22 protein-coding genes and 1 pseudogene are annotated in these 22,309 nt (G+C 70.4%); 14 read left to right on the top strand and 9 right to left on the bottom strand.

From position 1 onward, the window contains the following. Positions 1 to 99: 99 nt before the first annotated feature. On the top strand, positions 100 to 3,528 hold the full coding sequence (locus tag IEZ19_RS05575; RefSeq protein ID WP_189309851.1) for a DNA polymerase III subunit alpha: 3,429 nt from the start codon (positions 100 to 102) through the stop codon (positions 3,526 to 3,528). Beyond that, positions 3,525 to 4,493, top strand: coding sequence for a DNA polymerase Y family protein (locus IEZ19_RS05570; protein ID WP_189309850.1), 969 nt, complete (start codon positions 3,525 to 3,527; stop codon positions 4,491 to 4,493). Before IEZ19_RS05575 ends, IEZ19_RS05570 begins: the two co-directional genes overlap by 4 nt. Positions 4,494 to 4,510: 17 nt before the next feature. Here the strand turns inward: IEZ19_RS05570 and IEZ19_RS05565 are convergent, their stop codons facing one another. Continuing rightward, positions 4,511 to 4,885: a cupin domain-containing protein gene (locus IEZ19_RS05565; protein WP_189309849.1), complete on the bottom strand. Its 375-nt coding sequence runs from the start codon at positions 4,883 to 4,885 to the stop codon at positions 4,511 to 4,513. 90 nt (positions 4,886 to 4,975) lie between these two features. Between IEZ19_RS05565 and IEZ19_RS05560 the strand changes: the two genes are divergently transcribed. Further along, a complete protein-coding gene (locus IEZ19_RS05560; RefSeq protein WP_189309848.1) occupies positions 4,976 to 5,419 on the top strand; it encodes a MarR family winged helix-turn-helix transcriptional regulator in 444 nt (147 codons plus the stop codon). A 170-nt stretch (positions 5,420 to 5,589) separates the two neighbouring features. Further along, positions 5,590 to 6,456, top strand: coding sequence for an esterase/lipase family protein (locus IEZ19_RS05555; protein ID WP_189309847.1), 867 nt, complete (start codon positions 5,590 to 5,592; stop codon positions 6,454 to 6,456). A gap of 65 nt (positions 6,457 to 6,521) precedes the next feature. On the opposite strand, the gene IEZ19_RS05550 is transcribed toward IEZ19_RS05555, so the two are convergent. Then, complete coding sequence (locus IEZ19_RS05550; protein WP_189309846.1) at positions 6,522 to 7,313, bottom strand: lytic polysaccharide monooxygenase; 792 nt, start codon at positions 7,311 to 7,313, stop codon at positions 6,522 to 6,524. Between the two features lie 408 nt (positions 7,314 to 7,721). On the opposite strand from IEZ19_RS05550, the pseudogene IEZ19_RS05545 reads away from it, so the two are divergent. The 7 genes and pseudogenes from IEZ19_RS05545 to IEZ19_RS05515 all read left to right on the top strand — a co-directional run. After that, a pseudogene (locus IEZ19_RS05545) lies at positions 7,722 to 8,210 on the top strand (transposase family protein); the annotation flags it as partial. Between the two features lie 401 nt (positions 8,211 to 8,611). Beyond that, positions 8,612 to 8,986, top strand: coding sequence for a hypothetical protein (locus tag IEZ19_RS05540; RefSeq protein ID WP_189309845.1), 375 nt, complete (start codon positions 8,612 to 8,614; stop codon positions 8,984 to 8,986). 122 nt (positions 8,987 to 9,108) lie between these two features. Continuing rightward, entirely contained in the window at positions 9,109 to 9,474 is a 366-nt protein-coding gene (locus IEZ19_RS05535; RefSeq protein WP_189309844.1) for a hypothetical protein, read from the top strand. A 996-nt stretch (positions 9,475 to 10,470) separates the two neighbouring features. Continuing rightward, complete coding sequence (locus tag IEZ19_RS05530) at positions 10,471 to 10,674, top strand: hypothetical protein (RefSeq protein WP_189309843.1); 204 nt, start codon at positions 10,471 to 10,473, stop codon at positions 10,672 to 10,674. 502 nt (positions 10,675 to 11,176) lie between these two features. Continuing rightward, entirely contained in the window at positions 11,177 to 12,574 is a 1,398-nt protein-coding gene (locus IEZ19_RS52560) for a DUF11 domain-containing protein (RefSeq protein WP_189309842.1), read from the top strand. Positions 12,575 to 13,267: 693 nt separating this feature from the next. Further along, positions 13,268 to 13,795, top strand: a complete 528-nt coding sequence (locus IEZ19_RS05520) for a tyrosine-type recombinase/integrase (protein ID WP_189309841.1) — start codon at positions 13,268 to 13,270, stop codon at positions 13,793 to 13,795. 159 nt (positions 13,796 to 13,954) lie between these two features. Beyond that, entirely contained in the window at positions 13,955 to 14,404 is a 450-nt protein-coding gene (locus tag IEZ19_RS05515; RefSeq protein ID WP_189309840.1) for a GNAT family N-acetyltransferase, read from the top strand. Between the two features lie 16 nt (positions 14,405 to 14,420). On the opposite strand, the gene IEZ19_RS52555 is transcribed toward IEZ19_RS05515, so the two are convergent. Further along, complete coding sequence (locus IEZ19_RS52555; RefSeq protein ID WP_268248613.1) at positions 14,421 to 14,555, bottom strand: hypothetical protein; 135 nt, start codon at positions 14,553 to 14,555, stop codon at positions 14,421 to 14,423. Positions 14,556 to 14,704: 149 nt separating this feature from the next. Between IEZ19_RS52555 and IEZ19_RS05510 the strand changes: the two genes are divergently transcribed. Next, the gene (locus tag IEZ19_RS05510) at positions 14,705 to 15,325 is read left to right on the top strand and encodes a class I SAM-dependent methyltransferase (protein WP_189309839.1); all 621 of its coding nucleotides are present in this window, start codon (positions 14,705 to 14,707) and stop codon (positions 15,323 to 15,325) included. A gap of 35 nt (positions 15,326 to 15,360) precedes the next feature. On the opposite strand, the gene IEZ19_RS05505 is transcribed toward IEZ19_RS05510, so the two are convergent. Together IEZ19_RS05505 and IEZ19_RS05500 are read right to left on the bottom strand one after the other, a co-directional pair. Beyond that, positions 15,361 to 15,861, bottom strand: a complete 501-nt coding sequence (locus tag IEZ19_RS05505) for a ribonuclease FAU-1 family protein (RefSeq protein WP_189309838.1) — start codon at positions 15,859 to 15,861, stop codon at positions 15,361 to 15,363. Beyond that, positions 15,842 to 16,771, bottom strand: a complete 930-nt coding sequence (locus IEZ19_RS05500) for a GNAT family N-acetyltransferase (protein WP_189309837.1) — start codon at positions 16,769 to 16,771, stop codon at positions 15,842 to 15,844. The genes IEZ19_RS05505 and IEZ19_RS05500 overlap by 20 nt, the downstream gene beginning before the upstream one ends. A gap of 71 nt (positions 16,772 to 16,842) precedes the next feature. On the opposite strand from IEZ19_RS05500, the gene IEZ19_RS05495 reads away from it, so the two are divergent. Continuing rightward, entirely contained in the window at positions 16,843 to 17,211 is a 369-nt protein-coding gene (locus IEZ19_RS05495) for a GntR family transcriptional regulator (RefSeq protein ID WP_189309836.1), read from the top strand. A 53-nt stretch (positions 17,212 to 17,264) separates the two neighbouring features. On the opposite strand, the gene IEZ19_RS05490 is transcribed toward IEZ19_RS05495, so the two are convergent. From IEZ19_RS05490 to IEZ19_RS53000, 3 genes are all read right to left on the bottom strand, one after another. Then, the gene (locus IEZ19_RS05490) at positions 17,265 to 18,038 is read right to left on the bottom strand and encodes a DUF72 domain-containing protein (RefSeq protein WP_189309835.1); all 774 of its coding nucleotides are present in this window, start codon (positions 18,036 to 18,038) and stop codon (positions 17,265 to 17,267) included. 15 nt (positions 18,039 to 18,053) lie between these two features. Then, positions 18,054 to 19,148 carry a DUF5925 domain-containing protein gene (locus IEZ19_RS05485; RefSeq protein ID WP_189309834.1) on the bottom strand — a complete coding sequence of 365 codons (1,095 nt, stop codon included), beginning with the start codon at positions 19,146 to 19,148 and terminating at the stop codon, positions 18,054 to 18,056. Positions 19,149 to 19,488: 340 nt separating this feature from the next. Further along, positions 19,489 to 19,611 carry a hypothetical protein gene (locus IEZ19_RS53000; protein ID WP_308428927.1) on the bottom strand — a complete coding sequence of 41 codons (123 nt, stop codon included), beginning with the start codon at positions 19,609 to 19,611 and terminating at the stop codon, positions 19,489 to 19,491. A 238-nt stretch (positions 19,612 to 19,849) separates the two neighbouring features. Between IEZ19_RS53000 and IEZ19_RS05480 the strand changes: the two genes are divergently transcribed. Further along, positions 19,850 to 20,647, top strand: a complete 798-nt coding sequence (locus IEZ19_RS05480; protein WP_189309833.1) for an SGNH/GDSL hydrolase family protein — start codon at positions 19,850 to 19,852, stop codon at positions 20,645 to 20,647. 24 nt (positions 20,648 to 20,671) lie between these two features. Here the strand turns inward: IEZ19_RS05480 and IEZ19_RS05475 are convergent, their stop codons facing one another. After that, positions 20,672 to 22,288: a serine/threonine-protein kinase gene (locus IEZ19_RS05475; RefSeq protein ID WP_189309932.1), complete on the bottom strand. Its 1,617-nt coding sequence runs from the start codon at positions 22,286 to 22,288 to the stop codon at positions 20,672 to 20,674. Positions 22,289 to 22,309 lie beyond the last annotated feature (21 nt).

The raw sequence follows: 22,309 nt of genomic DNA, 5'->3' as shown, positions 1-22,309 counted from the left end.
TGTCGCACACTTGTTCGAGGATTGGGGGTATGGTGGGTGAGAGGGGAAGGGAACTGATGTTCGAGAGTCGGTCGGGGCTCACGAGTGCGGGAGGTGCGGATGCCGGGCTTCACGCATCTGCGTACCGTCTCCGGGTTCTCCCTGCGGTACGGCGCCTCGCACCCGGAGCGCCTCGCCGAGCGCGCCTCCGAACGGGGCATGGACGCCCTCGCCCTCACCGACCGCGACTCCCTCGCCGGCACGGTCCGCTTCGCCAAGGCCTGCGCGAAGGCGGGCGTCCGCCCACTGTTCGGCGTCGACCTGGCGGTGGGGGAGCCGGAGGCCGTACGACGGGACGAGTCCGTACGCCGGGAACGGCGCCGTACCCCGGTGCGCGGCGGTGCCTTCATCGACGAGTCGACACCCCGGGCGACCTTCCTCGCCCGGGACGGCGCCCGCGGCTGGGCCGGCCTGTGCCGCCTGGTCACCGCGGCCCATGCCGGCGAGGGCACTCCTCTGCTGCCCTGGTCCGGCGACCACGGCGACGGGCTGACCGTCCTGCTCGGCCCCGGCTCCGACGTCGGCCGCGCCCTCGCCGCCGGCCGCCCGGACCGTGCCGCGAAGCTCCTCGCCCCCTGGCGCGAGGTCTACGGCGACGCCCTGCGCCTCGAAGCCGTCTGGCACGGCCGCCCGGGTACCGGATCCGGTTCCCTGCGCCTGGCCGCCCGCACCGTCGGTTTCGCCGCCGAGCAGCGGATCCGCCCGGTGCTCAGCAACGCCGTCCGCTACGCCGACCCCGGCCAGGGGCAGGTCGCCGACGTCCTGGACGCCGCCCGCCGGCTGGTCCCGATCGACCCGGCCGGGGAACTGGACTCCGGTGAGGCCTGGCTCAAGGGCGCGGGCACCATGCTCGCGGTGGCCGAGCAGATCGTGGAGGCCGCGGGCTTCCGGCGCGACACCGCCCACCGCCTGCTGGAGCAGACCCGGGCGACGGCCGCCGAGTGTCTGGTCGACCCCGAGGACGACCTCGGCATCGGCACCGTCCACTTCCCCGAGCCGCACCTCGTCGGTGCGGGCCGCCGCACCGCTCAGCGGGCGCTGGCCTCGCGGGCGGCGGCGGGCATGGTGCTGCGCGGCCACTCGGGGAAGCGGGAGTACTGGGAGCGGATGCACCACGAGCTGGACATCATCGCCCACCACGGCTTCGCCTCCTACTTCCTGACGGTCGCTCAGGTCGTGGACGACGTACGGGGGATGGGTATCCGGGTCGCCGCGCGGGGGTCCGGCGCGGGCTCCCTCGTCAACCATCTCCTCGGCATCGCGCACGCCGACCCGCTGGAGCACGGGCTGCTGATGGAGCGCTTCCTGTCCAAGGAGCGGGTGGTGCTGCCCGACATCGACATCGACGTGGAGTCCGCGCGCCGGCTCGAGGTCTACCGGGCGATCATCGACCGGTTCGGCACCGAGCGGGTCGCGACCGTGTCCATGCCGGAGACGTACCGCGTGCGGCACGCCGTCCGGGACGTCGGCGCCGCCCTGTCCATGGACCCCGCCGAGATCGACCGCATCGCCAAGTCCTTCCCGCACATCCGCGCCCGCGACGCCCGTGCGGCCCTCGAGGAGCTGCCCGAACTCAGGCAGCTGGCGGGGGAGAAGGAGAAGTACGCACGGCTGTGGGAGCTGGTCGAGTCCCTCGACGCCCTGCCGCGCGGCATCGCCATGCATCCGTGCGGGGTGCTCCTGTCCGACGCCTCCCTGCTCTCCCGTACGCCGGTCGTGCCGACCAGCGGCGAGGGGCTGCCCATGTCGCAGTTCGACAAGGAGGACGTGGAGGACCTCGGACTGCTCAAGCTCGACGTGCTGGGCGTGCGGATGCAGTCGGCGATGGCGCACGCGGTCGCCGAGGTGGAGCGGGCGACGGGGGAGCGGATCGACCTGGACACCGTGCCGGAGGGCGACCCGGCGACGTATCGGCTCGTCCAGTCCACCGAGACGCTGGGCTGCTTCCAGATCGAGTCGCCGGGCCAGCGGGACCTGGTCGGGCGACTCCAGCCGGCCACCTTCCACGACCTGGTCGTCGACATCTCCCTCTTCCGGCCCGGTCCGGTCGCCGCCGACATGGTGCGGCCGTTCATCGAGGCACGGCACGGACGGGCGCCGGTGCGCTATCCGCACCCGGACCTGGAGGAGCCGCTGAAGGGGACGTACGGGGTCGTCGTCTTCCATGAGCAGATCATCGACATCGTCGCCATCATGACCGGCTGCGGGCGGGGCGAGGCGGACCGGGTGCGGCGCGGGCTGTCCGACCCGGAGTCGCAGGGGCGGATCCGGGTCTGGTTCGCGCAGCACGCGGCGGCCGGCGGCTATGACGCGGAAACGATTCAGCGCACCTGGGCGATCCTCGAGGGGTTCGGCAGCTACGGCTTCTGCAAGGCGCACGCGGTCGCCTTCGCCGTACCGACGTACCAGTCGGCGTGGCTGAAAGCGCACCACCCGGCCGCCTTCTACGCCGGGCTGCTCACTCATGACCCCGGGATGTACCCGAAGCGGCTGCTGCTGGCGGACGCGCGGCGGCGCGGGGTGCCGATCCTTCCGTTGGACGTGAACCGGTCGGCGGTCGCCCACCGTATCGAACTGGTGTCTGAATCGAAGGAGTGGGGACTGCGGTTGGCGCTCTCCGACGTGCACGGCATCAGCGAGGCCGAGGCGGAGCGGATCGAGGCCGGACAGCCGTACGCCTCCCTACTGGACTTCTGGGAGCGGGCGCGCCCGAGCCGACCGCTCGCCGGGCGGCTCGCGCAGGTCGGCGCGTTGGACGCCTTCGGCGCCAATCGCCGTGACCTGCAACTGCATCTGACCGAACTGCACCGGGGCGCCCGGGGCGCGGGCGGCAGCCAACTCCCCCTGGCGGGAGGCCGGAAGACCGCGCCGGCCGGGCTGCCGGACCTGTCCTCGGCCGAGCGGCTCAGCGCCGAACTGGGTGTGCTGTCCATGGACGCCTCGCGCAATCTGATGGACGACCACCGGGAGTTCCTGGCGGAGCTGGGCGTGGTCCCGTCGCGGCGGCTGCGCGAGGCCCGTCACGGCGAGACGGTCCTCGTGGCGGGCACCAAGGTGGCCACCCAGACCCCGCCGATCCGCTCCGGCAAGCGGGTCATCTTCACCACCCTGGACGACGGCACCGGCCTGGTCGACCTCGCCTTCTTCGACGACTCCCACGACGCCTGTGCACACACCGTCTTCCACTCCTGGCTGCTGCTGGTGCGCGGAGTGGTGCAGCGACGCGGCCCGCGCAGCCTGAGCGTGGTGGGCGCCGCCGCCTGGAACCTCGCCGACCTGGCCGAACTGCGCGCCGGGGGCGGGCTCGACGAGGTGGCCGCGCGGCTCGCGGAGCCGGTGCCGGAAGGGGGCGGGGATTCGACCGGCGGACGGCGAATCCAGATGCCCACCGGATACGAAATGCACCCGTGGGCCGATCTGCGTCCGGCGGGTCAAGAGCCTTCACAGATACGGAAGTTGTGGCACCAGAGTCCGGGGAGCGCGGGATGACCATCCTCTGTGTACGTTTCCAGCTGCCGCCGATGTACGAGGCCGCCCTGCCGGGTCTGCTCGGCCTGCTCGAGGAGTTCACCCCGGTCGTGCAGGCGCTGCCGCCGGACGGGGCACTGGCCGATCTGAGGGGCGCCGAGCGGTACTTCGGGCGTGACGCCGTCGAGCTGGCATCGGTGATCCGGGTCCGCGCCCTCGCCCTGTACGGCGTCGACTGTCTGATCGGCGCCGGCCCCGGACCGATGCTGGCCCGCATGGCGCTGCGCGACGCCCGGCCCAGGATGACGTGCGAGGTGCCCGCGGACGCCGTCCTGGAGTTCCTCGCCGAGAAGCCCGTCGCCGCCCTCCCCGGCGTCGGCACCGCCACCGCCCGAACCCTGTGCGAGTACGGCCTCGACACCCTCGGCCGGGTCGCCGCCGCGCCGCTGTCCACGCTCCAGCGCCTGGTCGGCGCCAGGGCGGGCCGCGAGCTGCACGAGAGGGCGAACGGTGTCGACCGGGGCCGGGTCGTACCGAACGGGGTGTCCCGCTCCCTCGCCGCCGAACGCCCCTTCGACCTCGACGAGGTGGACCCCGACCGGCACCGCCGTGCGCTGCTCTCGGCGGCCGGGGAACTGGGCACCCGGCTGCGCGCCCTGGAGAAGGTCTGCCGCACCCTGACCCTCACCGTCCGCTACGCCGACCGCACCTCGACCACCCGCAGCCGCACCCTCGCGGAACCGACGGCGCACTCCGGCGCGCTGACGAGAACGGCGTACGGCCTGTACGAGTCGCTCGGCCTCCAGCGCGCCCGGGTCCGCGCGGTCCTGCTGCGCGCCGAGGGTCTCACCCCCGCAGAGCAGGCCTCCCACCAGCTCACCTTCGACCCCGTGGACGAGAAGGTCCGCCGCATCGAGGAGGTCGCGGACCGCGCGCGAGCGAAGTTCGGGCCGAGGGCGGTGATGCCCGGGACGCTGGCCGCGTAACTTCCCGCGGCCGGCGATCAGTTGGCCCACGGCGGCACGATGCGCGTGCCGTCGGCCAGGTCGGCCGCCAGACCGATGGACGTGGTGACCCAGGTGACCGCGGTGCCCTCGGTGAGGTTCTCCACGCCGAGGGTCGCGCCCGGGCCGACGAGCACGGTGTCGCCCGCGAGGACGCGCTCGGTGCGGCCGTCGAGGGTGATCAGCAGCTCGCCGTCGAGCAGATGGATGACCTCCTCGCGATTGACGGTGTGGGCGGGGGCCTTGGTTCCGGGCGGGACCCCGCCGCGCCACGCGCAGAGTTCCTTGCTGCCGGTGCGCGGGGTGACGTACGAGATGAAGCGGGCGCCGTGGATCTCGTGGGTGACGGCGTCGGACGAGTGGATGACGGGCATGGACGGCCTCCGGTTTCGCCGGTTGGTCAAGCTACTTGACTATATGGTCAAGCTGCTTGACCTTCCCGTCAAGGGTGTTTCAATGCAGGCGTGCAGAACTCTGAGGCCCTGGCCCTGACCGCCGCCCTGCTCGCCGCCGCGGGTGATCTGACCCGGCGCATCAACGAGGGGGTCGTGGCCCGCGGGTTCGAGGGGCGCCCCGCGTACGGATTCGCCTTCACCCGGCTAGCGCGGGGCGGTGCGACGGTGACCGACCTCGCCGCCCACCTCGGTGTCACCAAGCAGGCGGCGAGTCAGCTGGTCGACGAGATCGTGCGGAAGGGGTATGCCGAGCGGCGCGCCCATCCCGGGGATGCGCGGGCTCGATTGGTCGTGCTGACCGAGCGGGGGGTGGCCTGCACGCGGGCCACGGAGGAGGCCGCCGCCGACGCCGTCGCCGCGTGGGTCGACATCCTCGGTGAGGGTGAAGTGCGGGCGTTGCGCGAGCGTCTGACGCGGATCGCGCCCTACGGTCCGATCAGGCCTGCCTGGTGACGGTTCATCAGAGACCGAGCGCACCGCTGGTTACCGCTGGAAGTTTTTACTGACGCGTAACTTCTCAGTTGAGCTACTCGCCCGTAACTTGACGAGTGAACAGCATCCTCGTGATCCGGGTCACAGGGTAAGGCCGTCGCACCTCCCTTGAGCCGCAAGGAGATCACACGATGCTGCCCTGGAAGCGAGTGCTCAGACCTCTCGCCGCGCTGCTCCTCACCGCCGCGATCGCCATCGTCCCCGCCGCCACCGCCACCGCCCACGCCGCGACCGCTCCCAGCTCGGGCTGGAACGACTACACCTGCACGCCCTCGGCCGCCCACCCCTGGCCCGTCGTCCTCGTCCACGGCACCTTCGGCAACTCCGTCGACAACTGGCTGTCCCTCGCGCCGTACCTGAAGGACCGCGGGTACTGCGTCTTCTCCCTCGACTACGGACGGCTCCCCGGCGTCCCCCTCTTCCACGGCCTCGGCCCCATCGACGAGTCGGCGGAGCAACTCTCCGCCTATGTCGACAAGGTGCTCACCGCCACCGGAGCCGCCAAGGCCGACCTCGTCGGCCACTCGCAGGGCGGCATGATGCCCCGTTACTACCTCAAGTTCCTCGGCGGAGCCGCCAAGGTGAACACCCTCGTCGGCCTCGCCCCCGACAACCACGGCACCGACCTCGGCGGCCTCACCAACCTGCTGCCGTACTTCCCCGGCGCCGAGGACCTGCTCAAGGCCACCACCCCCGGCCTCGCCGACCAGGTCGTCGGATCCGCCTTCCTCACCAAGCTCAACCAGGGCGGCGACACCGTCCCCGGAGTCCACTACACGGTCATCGCCACCCGGTACGACGAGGTGGCCAAGCCCTGGCGCGGCCAGTACCTGAGCGGCTCGGACGTCCACAACGTCCTGCTTCAGGACCTGTGCCCGCTCGACCTCTCCGAGCACGTGGCGATCGGCCTGTTCGACCGCATCGCCTTCCACGAGGTGGCCAACGCGCTCGACCCGGCGCACGCCACCGCCACCACCTGCGCGTCGGTGTTCAGCTGACAGGTGCTCGACCGACGCCACCGGGTCCCGACCGGCCTGAGCCGCCGGTCGGGACCCGGAGTTCCTCACCGGTCGTGCCGGCTGCGGTTCGCACCGCGTCGCACCGAGCCGAACAGCGCGGCGGCGCCCAGGGCCAGGCCGGCCGCACAGCCGATCGCCAGATACGGGGTACTGCCGTCCCCGCCGGTCTCGGCGAGATTCTCCGAACTCCCCGCGACTTCGGGCGCGTCGGCCGGGATGCGCTCCGCGGGAGCGCTCGGCTCGGCCGACGTGCTCGCGTCGTCGTCCCCGTGACCGTGCTGCTCGACGGTCGACTTGTCGGCACCGGCCTCGACCCGGCCGTCGGAGGGCGCGGGCGCGCTGGGCGCGGGGGCCGTCGCCGCACTGCCGCTGCCGAAGTCCACGTCCGAGCACGAGCAGAACGCCTCCGGGCTGTCCGAGCGCTGCCAGACCGCGTACAGCAACTGCCTGCCGGAGCGCTCCGGCAGGCTGCCGGAGAACGTGTAGAAGCCGCCCGCCGCGACCGGGTGCGCCAGATCCAGGTCGGCCCAGGCCGGTGGCTTCGCCGGGTCGTAGCCGGGCTCGGTGACATAGACCTTGAAGGTGCCCTTGTGCGGGGCGTCACCGATGCGGATGCCGTTCCAGTCGTAGAGCACCTGGGCGCCGACGGCCGTGACCGCCGTCCGGCAGGCCGCCGCCCTCGGGTTCTCCGGGCCCTCCGCGTAGCACTGCGAGACCCGGCTGACCGGGTCGCCCATCGAACCGTGCGCGAAGGCGGGCGCGGTGGCGAGGGCGGTCAGGGCGAGCGGCGTCAGGCCGAGGACGGCGACGCCGGCGGCCGTGCGGCGTGCGGGCATGGGGGAACTCCTCGGAACGGTCCTCATGGGGAGCGGACCGGTGGGGAACCCGTGGGGCGGATCCCGTGGGGCGATCAGAAGCTAGCCCCAAGAAACCCTGGAATCGTCTGCTGGCGGCGGGTGGAGGAGATCCTTATGGCGCCGTTAAGGCGGGGCTAACTGGGGGCTCAGGAAGGAGGGGCGGGGAGCCCTGTGTCACCTGCATCTGAGCAGCGTCGCCGTCCCCGGTAGTCCGCCAATGTCCGCTGCCGGACGCCTCAGTTGGCTCCCGGATTGGCTCCCAGCGGGGCTGGCTCAGGGCCCCGGCGTTTGCCCGGCTCGTGCGACCTTGGGTCGGTTGACGTCGACGGCGGGCCCCGGAAGCAGGCGAACACGGCTCCTGTGGATCATGGAGTCCTACCTTTCAAGCGTAGCCTGGTAGCGGAGTTCGAGTCACTCACCGATCCGCGCGGAGCCAGCGGTGTGCGTTACCGGCTCTCCTTCCTGCTGGCCCTGGTGGTCTGCGCGATGATGCCCGCGGGCCACGACTCGATCACTGCGGCAGCGGAGTGGTGCACGCGTGCGGCACCCGAGGAACTGGCCGCCTTCGGCCTGCCCTACCACCCGCTCCTGGGCCGCTACCGGGTGCCGAGCGAGAAGACCCTGCGCAGCCTGCTGGGACGCCTTGATCCGGCCGAGCTCAGCGCGGCCGGGTTCGCCTACCTGACGTCCCTGCTCTCCGACGAGCGCGCGCATCCCGCGCTGCTGATGCCGGACGGCGGCCCGGAACACGAACAGCGCCGGGCCCACCAGGCTGCCGCCCAGACCGATCCGGTGCGCCAAAGACGCCGGGCGATCGCGGTGGACGGCAAATGCCTGCGCGCTGCCAGGCGCCCTGACGGCAGCCGGGTCTTCGTGCCCGGTAGGTGATCACTCCCGGCTCGGGTAAATCCATCAGCTTCGTCACGATCCTGGCGACGAACTCTCCGGTACGGCGTTCCAGGTCTTCGACCTCCAGGCGGACGCCGCCAGGGATGGCGTACTTGCCCTGCTCCCAATGCCGGACTGTGCGCCCGGAGACGCCGAGGTGGCTGGCGCCACTCCGGGCTGAGGCCCAGGAACTCCCGGACGGCGTGGAGTTCCGCCGGGGTCATCCGCTCTTCCTCGGGCATGCCTGGCGGATCGTTGTACTGCGGGACGCTGCTGCTGAGAGTGCGCGCGGGGGCCCTCAAGTCGCCGAATCCGGGAGGCCATGGCTAAATCGATGGGCGTGCCCGAGAAGTGACCGATGGGGCAGAAGTTCAAGACGGGAGCACATCATGAACGCCACGTTCCGTAGCCACTGGGGTCGCACCCTCACCGTCGGAGCGCTCACAGCGGCGCTGCTGACCGGGGGAGCGGCGGGCAGTACCGCCTTCGCCGGTTCGGGTGCCGAGCACATACCCGACCAGACCGTCTCGCCGCCCGCCTCGCCGCCCGCCTCGCCGTCCCCGAAGACGACCTCGACGACGACGGCCAAGCCGTCGCCGACGAAGACCAAGAAGGGCAAGAAGGGCAAGAAGAAGCCCAAGGCCTCGCCGTCGCCGTCGCCGACGAAGACCAAGAAGGGCAAGAAGAAGCCCAAGGCCTCGCCGTCGCCGACGAAGACCAAGAAGATGTCCCCGGCGCCCACGGTGTCGGCCAAGCCGTCCTAGACAACGACGTCAACCAGCCCGTCCCCGAGCAAGACCTGACGGCCCGGGCCGCATGACCTCGCTCGCCGCCGGACCCTGGCGGCGAGCGAGGCATGTCACTACAGCCGGCTCCGCGGCGCTGGTTGGAGGACAACCTAGCCTTCACCAATGAGGGTGAGCAGCGCGTCTACCAACTGCTGAAGCACCGGCAGGAGAGTGTGCTGCCAGTGGAGGAGACGATCGCTATCTTCCCTCTGCCCAATGGCAGGATTGCGCAACGTACTTGGGAGCCGGATTTCCTAGTCACATACAAAGGAAGGGCCGGGACTCTTGAGATCGACGGACCTCATCACAACGCCCGCCGAGCACTTGACGTGACCCGCGAACATCTGATGCGCGACTCGGGTATTGCGTATGTTGATCGCGTGCCGGTCGAGACTCTTGAGAGCCGGGTGGAACTTGAGCGTGTGATCGACCGTTTTCTGCGTCGGCTCGCTGAAGCCCGGTAGTCCTTGGCTTCAGCAGAGATGGACCAGATGCAGAAGCGAGGGCGCGTCGACCGCGTCAAAGCTCTTACAGACGGCGACTTCGCCGAGCTGGCCCGCTGGCTCGGCGCCACCATGAGCAATCGCCCCCAAGCACCGCTTTAGGAGCGAGGTGAGGCGAGTGCGGCTCTGACCTACGAAACGCCCACGTGGGCGGACAGGGGAGCAGTCCCCCGCCGGCCACCGCTGTTCCCCGTGGTTCCCCCCTGGATCTGGCACGGATGTGGCACGGGGAACTTCCGATCCGTCGCTCTACAGAGATCGGTCGGGGAGCCTATCCACTTGCATGGTGGTGCGCCCACCCATTTCCCCACTCGGGGCCGCAGGCACCTGCCATGCCCTATCGCGCAGGCGAACGGCCCCTGACCAGGCGAAACGGTCAGGGGAAGTAGCGTTGTGCGGTGCCCGCACGGCAGCGTGGGTCCCCGTGGTTTCCCGCAGGATCAGGCACGGATGGGGCACGGGCAACTTCTGATCCGTAGAGAGGGAAGAGAAGGGAGCATGCCGCGGAATAAATCGCGCCTCCTGGTGGACCCCAGGCTGGTCATACTCGCCGTCGGAGCAGCCATTGGTGCCCCTGTGGCTGTGGTCTCCAAGCCGATGGATGTCGTGGAGCGTTTCGCATGGGGGGCGTCTGGGCTGCTCGCTTGGTGGTACCTGCTGCGGTGCGTGAAGGAGATGTGGGCACGTCGGCGCAAGAGTGTGGAGCCCGACGATACAGGTGCCTCCGGCACCGCATAGGGCGCCTAGCGGGAAGCGCCGTATGGCGGGTGGTCGGCGGACTTGCCATCGGGCAGGTCTTCTGCCGTTGCCGTCAGACTGCCGTCAGGGGACGCCTCAGAACGCGACGGTTGCTGAGGGTCGATTGGCTGGCCGTTGGCTTGCCAGGGGTCTTACTCGGTTGACTGTGGTCTGTGCGGTTGCTGTGCTCCGCTGCTGTACAGCGACTTCGGGGGACCCGTGACCACACTGCCGGCAAGCGTAGATCGCGACATCGTCGATCACCGGATCATCTTCGCGCTCAAGACGATCCGCGAAGTGTTGGGCTGCACGATTCATGAAGCCATCGACGTGTTCGCGGTCCGGTATGAGGAGCTGCGCCGTGATCGTCCGGATGACTTCAGTGTCGGGCCCGAGGAGTACGGCCGGGGCTTCTACTCCTGATCGGCGGCGTACTGGGTTGGAAGACCAAGTGAGCGGTCTTGAAAGCCGGCACTCCTAGGCGGCCCGGCATGACCAGCGCGTCCAGGTGGCTCCCCGGCAGTGCCGAGGAGCGATCGAACTCCTTAGCCACCTCACCGGCACGCACACCACAGCCCCGCACCGGACTGAACCGCCCTGACCTGGCGCCAGCCATTCGGTGGAGCCCGAGCCCAGCTCAGACACCAGACCTGGATGACACGTCGCCAGGTCGGACACACTCCCCATTTAATCACTTATCGTGCAAATCGGATCACGGTGAGTGATCCATCGGCTCTGCCCCGCCGGGCTCCCGCACGGCGGAAAGAGGCCTCACCTCAAGCCAGGAAGTCAGGAGACACCGGTGGTCAAACATCACGCCCCGCAACAGCCCCCCTCTGGAGTGGGGACGAGACGAGGCCAAGCCCGCACAGGCGTCGGCACTCGTCAGCAGTGGCTGCGGGCAGGGGCGGTAGCAGGACTGTGCGTGGCGCTGTCCGGCACCGCGCTGACCCCCGCGTCCGCCGCACCGACGGGGGCCAGGCCGGCCACCGACCCGGTGCGGACACGAGGGACCGACCCGTCGTTCACGTTCAGCTTCACCGGAGCCTCGCAGAGCCTCACCGTCCCGGCGAACGCGACCGTCACCATCACCGCCGACGGCGCCGGCGGCGCGGACGACACCGGCACCGCCTGTTCCGTCACGGGGACGGGCGGGACGGGGGCGCGGGTGGTGACCACGCTCCCGCAGACCGCCTCGCCTACGACCTACACCATCAACGTCGGCGGTACCGGCGGCAAGGGCTGCAACGGCACCGGGACGGGGGGTGCCGGCGGGTTCAACGGCGGCGCCCCAGGCGGGGCCTTCCCGGCCAGTGGTTTTCAGTTCGAAGGTCCGGGCGGGGGTGGCGCGTCCAGCGTCAGCACGGGCGGCTCCTTGCTGGCGGTCGCCGGGGGCGGCGGCGCCGCCGGCGGCACCGGAGCAGGCTCTCCAGGGGGGAACGGAGGCAACGGGAGCAACGGCACGACGGCGGATGCCACGGCCGGTACCGCGGGAAGTGCCACCGGCCCTGGGGCTTCGCCAGGGCAGGGCGGGGGCGGCGGCAGCACCAGCACCAGCACCGGGGGTACCCCCGGTACCGCCGGCACCGGCACGCTTTGTGGCGCCACGAACGGCGGGGTGGGAGGCGGGTTCTCCGGTACCACGGTCGGTACCGGCGGCACCGGAGGCAGCATCGGCGCTGGCTGCGCCCTCACCATCACCGGGGCCGGTGGGGGCGGTGGGGGCGGGTACTTCGCCGGCGGAGGCGGCGGCAGCGCCACCGTCGACAACCGCGGCACCTCGGGGAGTGGAGGCGGAGGTGGTGGGGGCAGCAGCTTCGCCACCCCGACGGGTACCGGCACCAGCTATGCGCTGTCCACGATCGGGACGGCGAACAACAACGGCCAGGTGATCATCTCCTACACCCTGCCCCCGCCCACTCTGGCCATCAAGAAAACCCACACCGGAAACTTCACCCAAGGAAAACAGGGCACCTACACCATCACCGTCCGCAACACCGGCCTTGGCCCCACCGACGGCAGCACCGTCACCGTGCACGACAAGCTCCCGCGCGGACTCACCGCCCGCAGCATCACCGGCACCGGATGGAAATGCCACCGGAACACCCTCACCTGCACCCGCAGCAACGTCCTGACACCAGGCAGCAGCTACCCACCCATCACCCTGAAGGTCAACGTCTCCTGCGGCTGCGACACACACCACAAGATCAAGAACAAGGCCACCGTCACCGGAGGCGGCGACACCACCACCCACACCGCCACCGACCCCACCACCGTCAAACGCAACAAACACTGTCACCGCGCCGGGCACGACCCCAGGTGAGCGATCGGCTGGTACAGCAGCGAAGTACAGCAACCAACCCCGCCCAGCAGTATCCCTTCGGGACTTCGACGCGACCGCAATAACCGTCGCTGACCGATCCAGACAAAGTTACGGATCAGAGGGTGCCCGTGCCCCTTCCGTGCCCGATCATGCGGGGAACTATGGTGGCGAGCGGGCACCGCGCAGCACAACGGCTACTTGGCCGGCCGACTGATCGTTACGTCGATGGCACGGGCGTCCCAGCCTGGGTTGTCCTCGGGCTTCATTAGCCCCTGCGGCCATCCTCTGGCCAGATTCGCCCACGCAAGCCAGACAGAGACAGCGAACGTCCTGGTCAGCGGGCCTTGGCCATGGCCTTTTCGGCGGTCTTGAAAACCGTCGTGGCAGCGATGTCACCGTGGGTTCAAATCCCACCGCCTCCGCTTGATGAGCAGTGAGAACGGCCCGTGACCAGCGAGCTTGGTCACGGGCCGTTCTCTTGCCCGCGTACTGTGACTGACTGCCATTCCCCGGGGTTCCCCGATTCGACGGGCACGCAAGGGGCACGGCTCTCGGGCCCGTATCGACCAGCGATCTCGTTGACGCGGTCGATCGGATTTGTGGGCCGTCCGGGGCCAGGCGCCAGGGGTAGGTGGGGATGCCGTAGCGGGCGCCGCTCGGGTCGAAGCACCGGCAGCCCGGGCCCTCACCTGGATGCATGTCCATCTGAAACCACCGGGCAAGGAGAAGCCACATGTGGATGTGTGGCGCTCCGTGCGCAGACATGGCGACACGAAGACCCGAAGGAGTCGGAGGTCGCTGGCTATGCCTCGCCAAGCCGCGCTGGTAATGAAGGCTCATAAGACTCGAGTGCGAGCCGATTGCCTGGCGGCCGGCATGGAGTGGACTGACGAGAGGCTCGTCTTCCCGACGGATGCGGGTGACGTGCGCAGCGCCCTCAACGTGCGCCGGAACTTCAGGGCGCTGCTGAAGGAAGCCGGTTTTGAGAATCCGAAGGAGTGGACTCCGCGCGAGTTGAGGACAAGCTTCGTGTCCCTGCTGTCGGACCATGGCATCCCGATCGAGGTGATTGCGCGTCTGGTCGGACACAGCGGCGGTAGCGGAACGACCGAGAGGGTCTATCGCAAGCAGCTGCGACCGGTCATCTCGGAGGGGGCTGAAGCTATGGACGACATCTTCGCCGATGACGACGAGGGCGGAGAGACCGCCGAGACGGGCTGACTCAAGCCGCCATGGCTCCCGGTTTGGCTCCCGTCCGTCCGGAGGCATCCCGGCGGCCTTCCGCTGACCTGCGTAAAAGCGGTCTGGAACGGTCAGCGGGCCTTTATGGCGCCGTTAAGGAAGTGCTGAGGCTGCGCTCAGGTAGGTACCGTGCGAGGCATGACGAACGACGGGATCCGGCCGGCCGTCGCCGCCGACGTACCGGCCGTCAAGGCCGTGACCGACGCGGCGTACCACCCCTACCTCGCGCGCATCGGGGTGGTGCCGCAGCCCATGGAGGCGGACCACGCGGCGAACGTGGCCGCGGGGAGCGTGTTCGTCACCGGTGAGCCCGTCGTCGGCCTCGTGGTGATCGAGGCGCGCGCCGACCATCTCTTCCTGGACAGCATCGCCGTCCACCCCGACGCGCACGGCAGGGGAGTCGGGGGACGGCTGCTGAGGTTCGTGGACGCACGCGCGCGTGGGCTGGGGCTGCCCGAGGTCAGGCTCTACACCAACGCGCTGATGTGGGAGAACCAGAAGATCTATCCCAAATACGGGTACGAGGTCCTGGAACGCCGCGTGGACGGCCCCTACGACCGCATCCACTACCGCAAGCGGCTGGACTGAGAGCACCCGCGCCGCATCAGCCGTCGGGCCACCAGGTGCGTGCGATGTCCTTGCGCACCTCTGGGCGCTCGGCGGGCCGCTCGTCGGCCTCCTCGCGGAGCCGGCGGGCCGTCGTCTTCTTCAGGGGCTTCTGCACGGTCGAGCGGCGCATGGCTGCCTCCTTCAGGGGCCACCGGGTTCCGTGGTCGAACGGTTCCCACTGGGGTGGACCCATTGGGGGGAGGGTTACTCATCGGTGCCGCCCTGTCAGTGGCGGCTGTCACGATTCCGCTGTCAGTGGCGCGTGTCACTCTTGGCGGCATGACGAACGAGAGTGACCACGCGACCGCGCCGGGTATCGACTGGGACGCCGAGGCCGTGGCCTTCGACGATGAGCCGGACCACGGTCTGCGCGACCCCGAGGTGCGCGCGGCCTGGGACGCCAGACTCGGCACATGGCTGCCCGACCGCCCCTCCGACGTCCTCGACCTCGGCTGCGGCACCGGCAGCCTGTCGCTCCTCGCCTCCGAGCGCGGACACCACGTCACCGGCGTCGACCTGTCCCCGGCGATGGTCGAGCGGGCCCGCGCCAAGCTCGCCGGACGTGACGCCGTGTTCCTCGTCGGTGACGCGGCGGCGCCGCCGGTGGGGGAGCAGCGCTATGACGTCGTGCTGGTGCGGCATGTGCTGTGGACGCTGCCCGACCCCGCCCGTGTCCTGCGCCACTGGTGGAGCCTGCTGCGACCGGGCGGGAGACTCGTGCTGGTCGAGGGGGTGTGGGGGATGGGGACGGTCAGCCCGGTCGGCATCGCGGCCGACCGGGTCACCGCGCTCCTGGAGTCCCTCGCCGGGCACGTGCGCGTGGAGCCGCTGTCCGACGACCCGCTGCTGTGGGGGCGGGAGGTCGAGGACGAGCGGTACGCGGTGCTGGCGACCGGCTGAGTCCGGCCCGCCCGATCGGGCCGGATCACCTCGGATCAGATCAGCAGGTCGTCGAAGCCGCCGTCTCGGGCCAGCGCCTCCAGCTCGTCGAGCGCCTCCTCGGCGGCGGCCGCGGCCTCGGGGTCCGACTCCCTCAGGCCGCTCTCCTCGAACTCGTCCTCGTCCAGCCGCCGTACGTCCGTGCCGTCGGCGGAGCGCCACAGGTCCAGGTCGAGGTCCTCGACCACCAGCTCCATGCCGGAGAAAGTGGCCGGGCGGGCGATGTCGCAGTACCAGCCCTTGAGAGCGCCGTCGGGATCGCGGACCTCCATCACCGCGTACCAGCGGTCCCGCCAGTAGTACTCGGTGAAGACGTCACCGGGCTCGAACCGGACGAACCCGAAGTCCCGGACGGTGCCACCGGCGAAGTCGGCGCGTACGACGATCCTGGTGCCGTCGTCCTGGAGCAGTTCGGCGGGGTAGCGGAGCTTCGTACCACCGCCCTTCACCAGAACCACCTCCACTTGCCGGGCCTCGTCAGCCGAGTTCGCGGGCATAGTGCACCTCCGTCGCACAGATCTCGTACCCGAACCACTTGTTGATCGCGAGCATCGGGCCGTTGCCCGCGTCGTTTCCGGTGAACGCCTCCGTGAACCCGGCGGCGCGGGCGCGGTGCAGCGAGTCGTTCTTGGCGAGCTTGGCCAGGCCCCGGCCGCGGAAGCCGCGCGCGGTGCCGGTCATGACCGTCCCGTAGCGGGCGCCGCCGTCCGTGCGGGCCGCGCTGAACGCGACGGGGCGGCCGTCCACTACGGCGACCGAGGTCAGCTCCTGACTGAGCAGCGGATGCCGCCAGGTCTCCGCGAGCCAGGCGTCGTAGTCCGTGAACTCGTGGTCGATCTCGCTCGGTTCGTCGGACATCGTCTCCGCGTCCAGCTCGAACAGCGGGCGCGGATCGTCCGCGAAGTCGGCCGCCGTCCGCAGCTCGACGCCCGGCGGGAGCGGTTCACGCGGCGGCAGCGTGCTGTGTGCCAGGTCCAGGCGCAGGAAGTGCGCGCTGCGACCGGCGTGATAGCCGCGCCGCTCGGCGAAGCCGCGGTTGCCGGGCTCGTCCAGGACCCAGGCGAAGAGCTTTTGTGCGCGGTTCGCCGCCAGGTGTTCCTCCGCCACGGCCGCCAGCAGCGCGCCCGCGCCCCGGAGTCGTGCCGCCGGGTCCGTGTAGACGTTCACATAGGCCTGGCCGGGCCGGGGACTGTCGTACGCGAAGCCGACCTGGGCCGCGCCGATGATCTCGCCGTCCGCCTCGGCGATGAGGAGGCGCTGATGGGCCTCTGGAGGGGCGTGGGTGAGGTCGTAGGCGACGGAGTCGGCGGTGAACAGCATGAACGGGAGGGAGCGGTGCCGGACGCGGGCGTAGCCCTCGACGTCGGACCGGGCTTCGGAACGCAGGTCGCGCACGAGCACTGTCATGGGGCCGCACGGTATGCGGGACCCGCGCCGGATGCCTCCCATTTTCCGGCGGGTGCGGGAGAATCAGCTCCGTGACCTTGAAGATCCACATCGACGACAGCGCGCCGCCGTACGAACAGGTGCGGGCCCAGATCTCCGAGCAGGCGCGGGCCGGGGTGCTGCCGGTGGGGTACCGGTTGCCGACCGTGCGGGGGCTCGCCGAGTCGCTGGGGCTGGCGGTGAACACGGTGGCCAAGGCGTACCGGGCGCTGGAGACGGACGGGGTGATCGAGACGCGCGGGCGCAACGGAACGTTCGTGGCTGCGGCCGGCTCGGCCGCGGTGCGTGAAGCGGCGGTTGCCGCGCAGGCTTACGCGGAGAGGGTACGGCGGCTCGGGTTGGACGAGGGGGAGGCGCTGGCCGCGGTCAGGGATGCCCTGCGGGCGGCCTATGGGGGGTAGGGAAGTGCGTTGCGCGCCGTTGCGGCGGACACACATCGGCGGTGCCGGTCGGATCAGCGGGACGAAACAAGTGCCTCGGGAGTCCGGGTCACCGTGAGTCCCGCCCTTCTCGCTCTTCCGCCGAAGGCCACCGCGTCCTCGACCGCCGCGCCTCCCGCGTCGTTGTTGAAGTACGTGTAGACGTCCTCCGTCTTGGCCCAGGTGGTCGCGATCCTGTCGATCCAGGTCTCCAGGGAGCGTCGGCCGTAGCGTGGCCAGGGGTGGGCGATGCCCTGGTGGAAGCGGACGTACCCCCAGTCGGTCGTGCGCCACAGCGGGGTCACCGGGTGGGCCTGGACGTCCGCCCAGCACACGGCGGCGGACCGGGCTTCGAGGACCCCGCGGATCTCCGGGATCCACCAGGAGTCGTGCCTCGGCTCCACCGCGATCCTCGTGCCGGACGGGAACGACGCCAGGCAGGTGTCCAGCAGGCCGGCGTCGGCGTGCAGGGTCGGGGGGAGCTGAAGGAGGATCGGGCCCAGGTGGTCGCCGAGGCCCGTCGCGTGGGTCATCAGGCGGTCCACCGGTTCCGCGGGGTCGTGGAGGCGCTTGATGTGGGTGAGGTAGCGGCTCGCCTTGACCGCGATCACGAAGTCCTCCGGCACCCGGTCGCGCCAGGCCTCGAAGTTCTCGCGCGTGGGCAGCCGGTAGAACGCGTTGTTGAGTTCCACCGTGGCGAAGCGTGCCGCGTACTCCTCCAGCCACAGCCGTGTCGGACGGTCGGCCGGGTACAGCACGCCCCGCCAGTCCTTGTACTGCCACCCCGACGTCCCGACGAACAGGGTCATACGTCCATCAAAGCACTACAGGTACAGCCCCGCGTCCGCCCCGTCCCGCGCACCCGGCACCGAGGTCGGTGACGTGCCGCGGCGCAGCGCGTACAGCTCCGCCAGCGTGGCCCCCTCGCGGCCCACGCCCTCCTCGCTGCCGAGCCACGTCACCGCCTCCCGGCGGGTCAGCGGGCCCACCTCGATGCGGGCCAGACAGCGGCCGGGGCGGACCACTGCGGGGTGGAGGCGCTCCAGGTCCTCGTTGGTGGTGACGCCGACCAGGACGTTGCGCCCCTGGCCGAGCAGGCCGTCGGTGAGGTTCAGCAGCCGGGACAGCGCCTGGCCCGCCGTGTGCTTGGCCTCGCCCCGGATCAGTTCGTCGCAGTCCTCGAGGAGGAGCAGGCGCCAGCGGCCCTTGCCCGTCGAGTCGTCCTCGCCGATGGCGATGTCCATGAGATAGCCGACGTCGCTGAACAGCCGCTCCGGGTCGAGGACGCAGTCCACCTGGCACCAGTCGCGCCACGAGCGGGCCAGCGTGCGCAGGGCCGAGGTCTTGCCGGTGCCCGGCGGGCCGTGCAGGAGCAGCAGCCGGCCCGCGATGTCCTCGGGGGTCGTCTTCATCAGGCGGTCCATCGCCTCGGCCACCGGTGCCGTGTAGTTGGGCCGCACCTCGTCCCAGGTGCCCGCCGAGATCTGCCGGGTCGTGCGGTGGGGGCCGCGTCTCGGGGAGACGTACCAGAAGCCCATGGTGACGTTCTCCGGCTGCGGTTCGGGTTCGTCCGCCGCGCCCTCGGTGGCCTGGTCGAGGACCTTCTTCGCCAGCTCGGCGCTGGTCGCGGTCACCGTGACGTCGGCTCCCCGGTTCCAGCGGGAGACCAGCACGGTCCAGCCGTCGCCCTCCGCGAGCGTGGCGCTGCGGTCGTCGTCGCGGGCGATGCGCAGCACCCGGGCGCCTTGCGGCAGAAGCGTCGCCCCGGAGCGCACGCGGTCGATGTTCGCCGCGTGTGAGTAGGGCTGCTCGCCCGTCGCGAAGCGGCCGAGGAACAGCGCGTCGACGACATCGGACGGCGAGTCGGAGTCGTCGACGTTGAGCCTGATCGGCAGCGCGTCGTGCGGGTTGGCAGACATGCCGCCATGATCCGTCACGGACGCGCTCCGCGCACTGCATTTCCACCGCTTGATCCGGTCTTCCCAGGCCTGGTGGGCGTGGCCGCTCCGGCCCTGACGGTGACTCCGGTCAACACGCTTCCGGGGGGGAGTACCGCCGGCACCTCGCGCGACGGCGACGAGGTGCACGGCACGCCGGCCACTCCACACCGGACCATCCTCGGCCGGCCGTGGGCTGCGCCGACGGGGGCAGTGGCACGGCCACCGACGTGTCGAGCAGCTGCTGGGGAAGTACGGCGGGCTGCCGCAGAGTCGGCGCATCATGGGCTGGGGCGCCGAACCCCGAGCCGGTGAAGGGGCGTTACGACTTGGGCGCGATGAACCGCCGCATCGGCTTCATGTGCCGGCCGGGGGCCACCCCGGTGATCACGCCGTGCTGCTCCCCGGACCGGATGAAGGGCGGCAGGCCCGGCGTCGACGACACGAACTGGAGCCAGGCCGCCCTCGAGACCGCCCTCACCCCGGACCATTGCCCACTGTCGGCCCGGAGCCACGGAGTTGACTCTCTGTCAACAAGCTTGCTGTGAACGGGTGATCAAAGGATTGCGAAGGCCCGTGATCGAGTTGGTTGATCATTGAAAAAGGGTTGGCATGGACACTTCCATTCAACGCGCGTAGTGGTCACCATGGTTGCCGCAGTGATCCTGCTAAAGGGAGGTTCCGTGAGACGTTCCCGAATTACGGCCTATGTCATCTCAACTCTCCTCGCCGTCAGTGCCGCCCTCACCGGGGCGGCAACGACCGCGAGTGCTGCCACCGGCGGCTATGTGGCACTCGGCGACTCCTACAGCTCGGGTGTCGGCGCCGGCAGCTACATCGACTCCAGCGGCTCCTGCGACCGCAGCACCAAGGCGTACCCCTACCTCTGGAACGCCGCGCACGCCCCGTCCTCGTTCGCCTTCAACGCCTGCTCGGGCGCGGTGACGACCGACGTCATCAACAACCAGCTGAGCTCGCTCAGTTCGTCGACCGCTCTCGTCTCCATCACCATCGGCGGCAACGACGCGGGCTTCGCCGACGTGATGACGACCTGCGTGACCAGCTCCGACAGCACGTGCATCTCCCGCATCAACACCGCGCGCAGCTACATCTCCAGCACCCTGCCCGGCCGGCTGGACACCGTGTACTCGACCATCAGGAACAAGGCACCCAACGCCCGTGTGGTCGTGCTCGGTTACCCCCGCTTCTACGAGCTGTCGACGACCTGCATCGGTCTGTCCGGCACCAAGCGCGCCGCCATCAACGACGCGTCCGACCTGCTGAACAGTGTCATATCCGGCCGCGCCGGCGCCGGCGGATTCGTCTTCGGCGACGTGCGGACCACCTTCACCGGCCACGAGATCTGCTCGGGCAGCTCCTGGCTGCACAGCGTGAACTGGCTTGACATCGGCGAGTCGTACCACCCCACCGCGACCGGCCACTCCAGCGGCTACCTGCCGGTGCTCAACAACAACGACTGACCGTCAGGCGCAACGGCTTCGCCCTCAGTACGAGTCCGAAGGTGAAGGGGAGGCCCCGCCCGTCGGGGTCTCCGTCATTTCGCACGTCACCGAGAACGGCACCTTCTGCGACGTCGTCCGCACCGGATCGCGCACCTCCACACTGACCGCGTTCTCGATCGTCCCGCCGGTGGAGTACGTCGTCACGGTCACGTTGTCCTCCTGCGTCCTCGCGCCACCGGCCGGGAACGACAGCGATTTCCACCCGGGGTCGGAGACCGACCCGTCCTCCAGCACCCACCGGTACTCCACCCGCGCGGGCACCCGCCCCACGGTGAACGTCGCCGTGAAGGCGGGCGCGTCCGCGTCCGGCGGCGGGCACTCACCGGAGTAGTCGGTATGAGCGCCCGTCAGCGTCACATGCACGGTCTGGGTGGCCTGGCTGCTCGCCTCGGTGGTGACCGGGGCGGACGGCTGGGAGCCGGAGTTCGACTCGGTGGTGGGCGACGCCGCGGGCGAGCTCGCCCCGCTGCCCGCCTCCCGGCTGCTGCCCGACGTGCCGCCGTCGCTCCCGCCGCCGTCGCGGTTGAGCAGTGCGTACGTCAATCCGGCCAGCGCGAGCAGGACCGCGACCAGACCCGCCACCAGGAACACCGCGGCCCGGCGATTGCGCTTCTGCGGCATCGGCTGCGTGTCCGGTGGCACCGCCGGCTGCGTCGGCAGCGGCAACGGTGGTGTGGGGGACGGGCGCTGGGGCTGTGCGGCGACCGTCGGCGCGGTGTACGGCGACGCCTGCACGGTGCCGGCACGCGGGGCCCCGCCCGCCGCGACGAGCCGCAGGTCCCGCTCGGCCGGATCGGCCGTGAGGCGCTCGGCCGGGTCCTTGCGCAACAGCCCTTCGATGACCGGCACGAGCGGACCGGCCCGCAGCGGCGGCGGCAACTCCTCGTCGACCACGGCACGCAGCGTGCTCAGCGGGGTGTTCTGACGGAACGGCGAACTGCCCTCGACGATCGCGTAGAGCAGCACACCGAGGGACCACAGATCGGACTCGGGACCGGGCGTACGCCCCAACGCCCGCTCCGGGGCGAGGAATTCGGGGGACCCTATGACCTCGCCGGTCATCGTCAGCGCGGAGCTGCCCTCCACCATGGCGATACCGAAGTCCGTGAGCACCACGCGACCGTCGTTCGACATCAGCACGTTGCCCGGCTTCACGTCCCGGTGCAGCACGCCGGCTTCGTGTGCGGCGCGCAACGCGGCCAGCACCTCGGCACCGATGTGCGCGGCCCGCTGCGGCGACAGCGGACCCTCCGCCTCCAGCAGGTCGGCCAGCGACAGACCGCGGATCAACTCCATGACGATCCAGGGCCGGCCGCCCTCCATCGCCACGTCGTACACCGTCACCACGTTCCGGTTCGAGACCCGGGCAGCGGCCCACGCCTCGCGTTCCAGGCGGGCGTACATCCGCTCGACCTCCGGGGCGGGCAGACCGGCCGGGGCCCGCACCTCCTTGACGGCGACCTCGCGGTGCAGCACCTCGTCACGGGCCCGCCACACGGTTCCCATCCCGCCCTCGCCGAGCGGGGACAGGAGCCGGTAGCGCCCCGCGATCACTCGTTCACTGCCCGGTTCTTCGGACACCGACGCCCCCCACGGCATCTCGCGCGAATTCTCCACAAA

The sequence above is a fragment of the Streptomyces brasiliensis genome (assembly GCF_014647875.1).
Lineage (GTDB): Bacteria > Actinomycetota > Actinomycetes > Streptomycetales > Streptomycetaceae > Streptomyces > Streptomyces brasiliensis.
The sequence above is the reverse complement of the archived record's forward strand: the minus strand, read 5'-3'. Positions and strand labels throughout refer to the sequence as shown.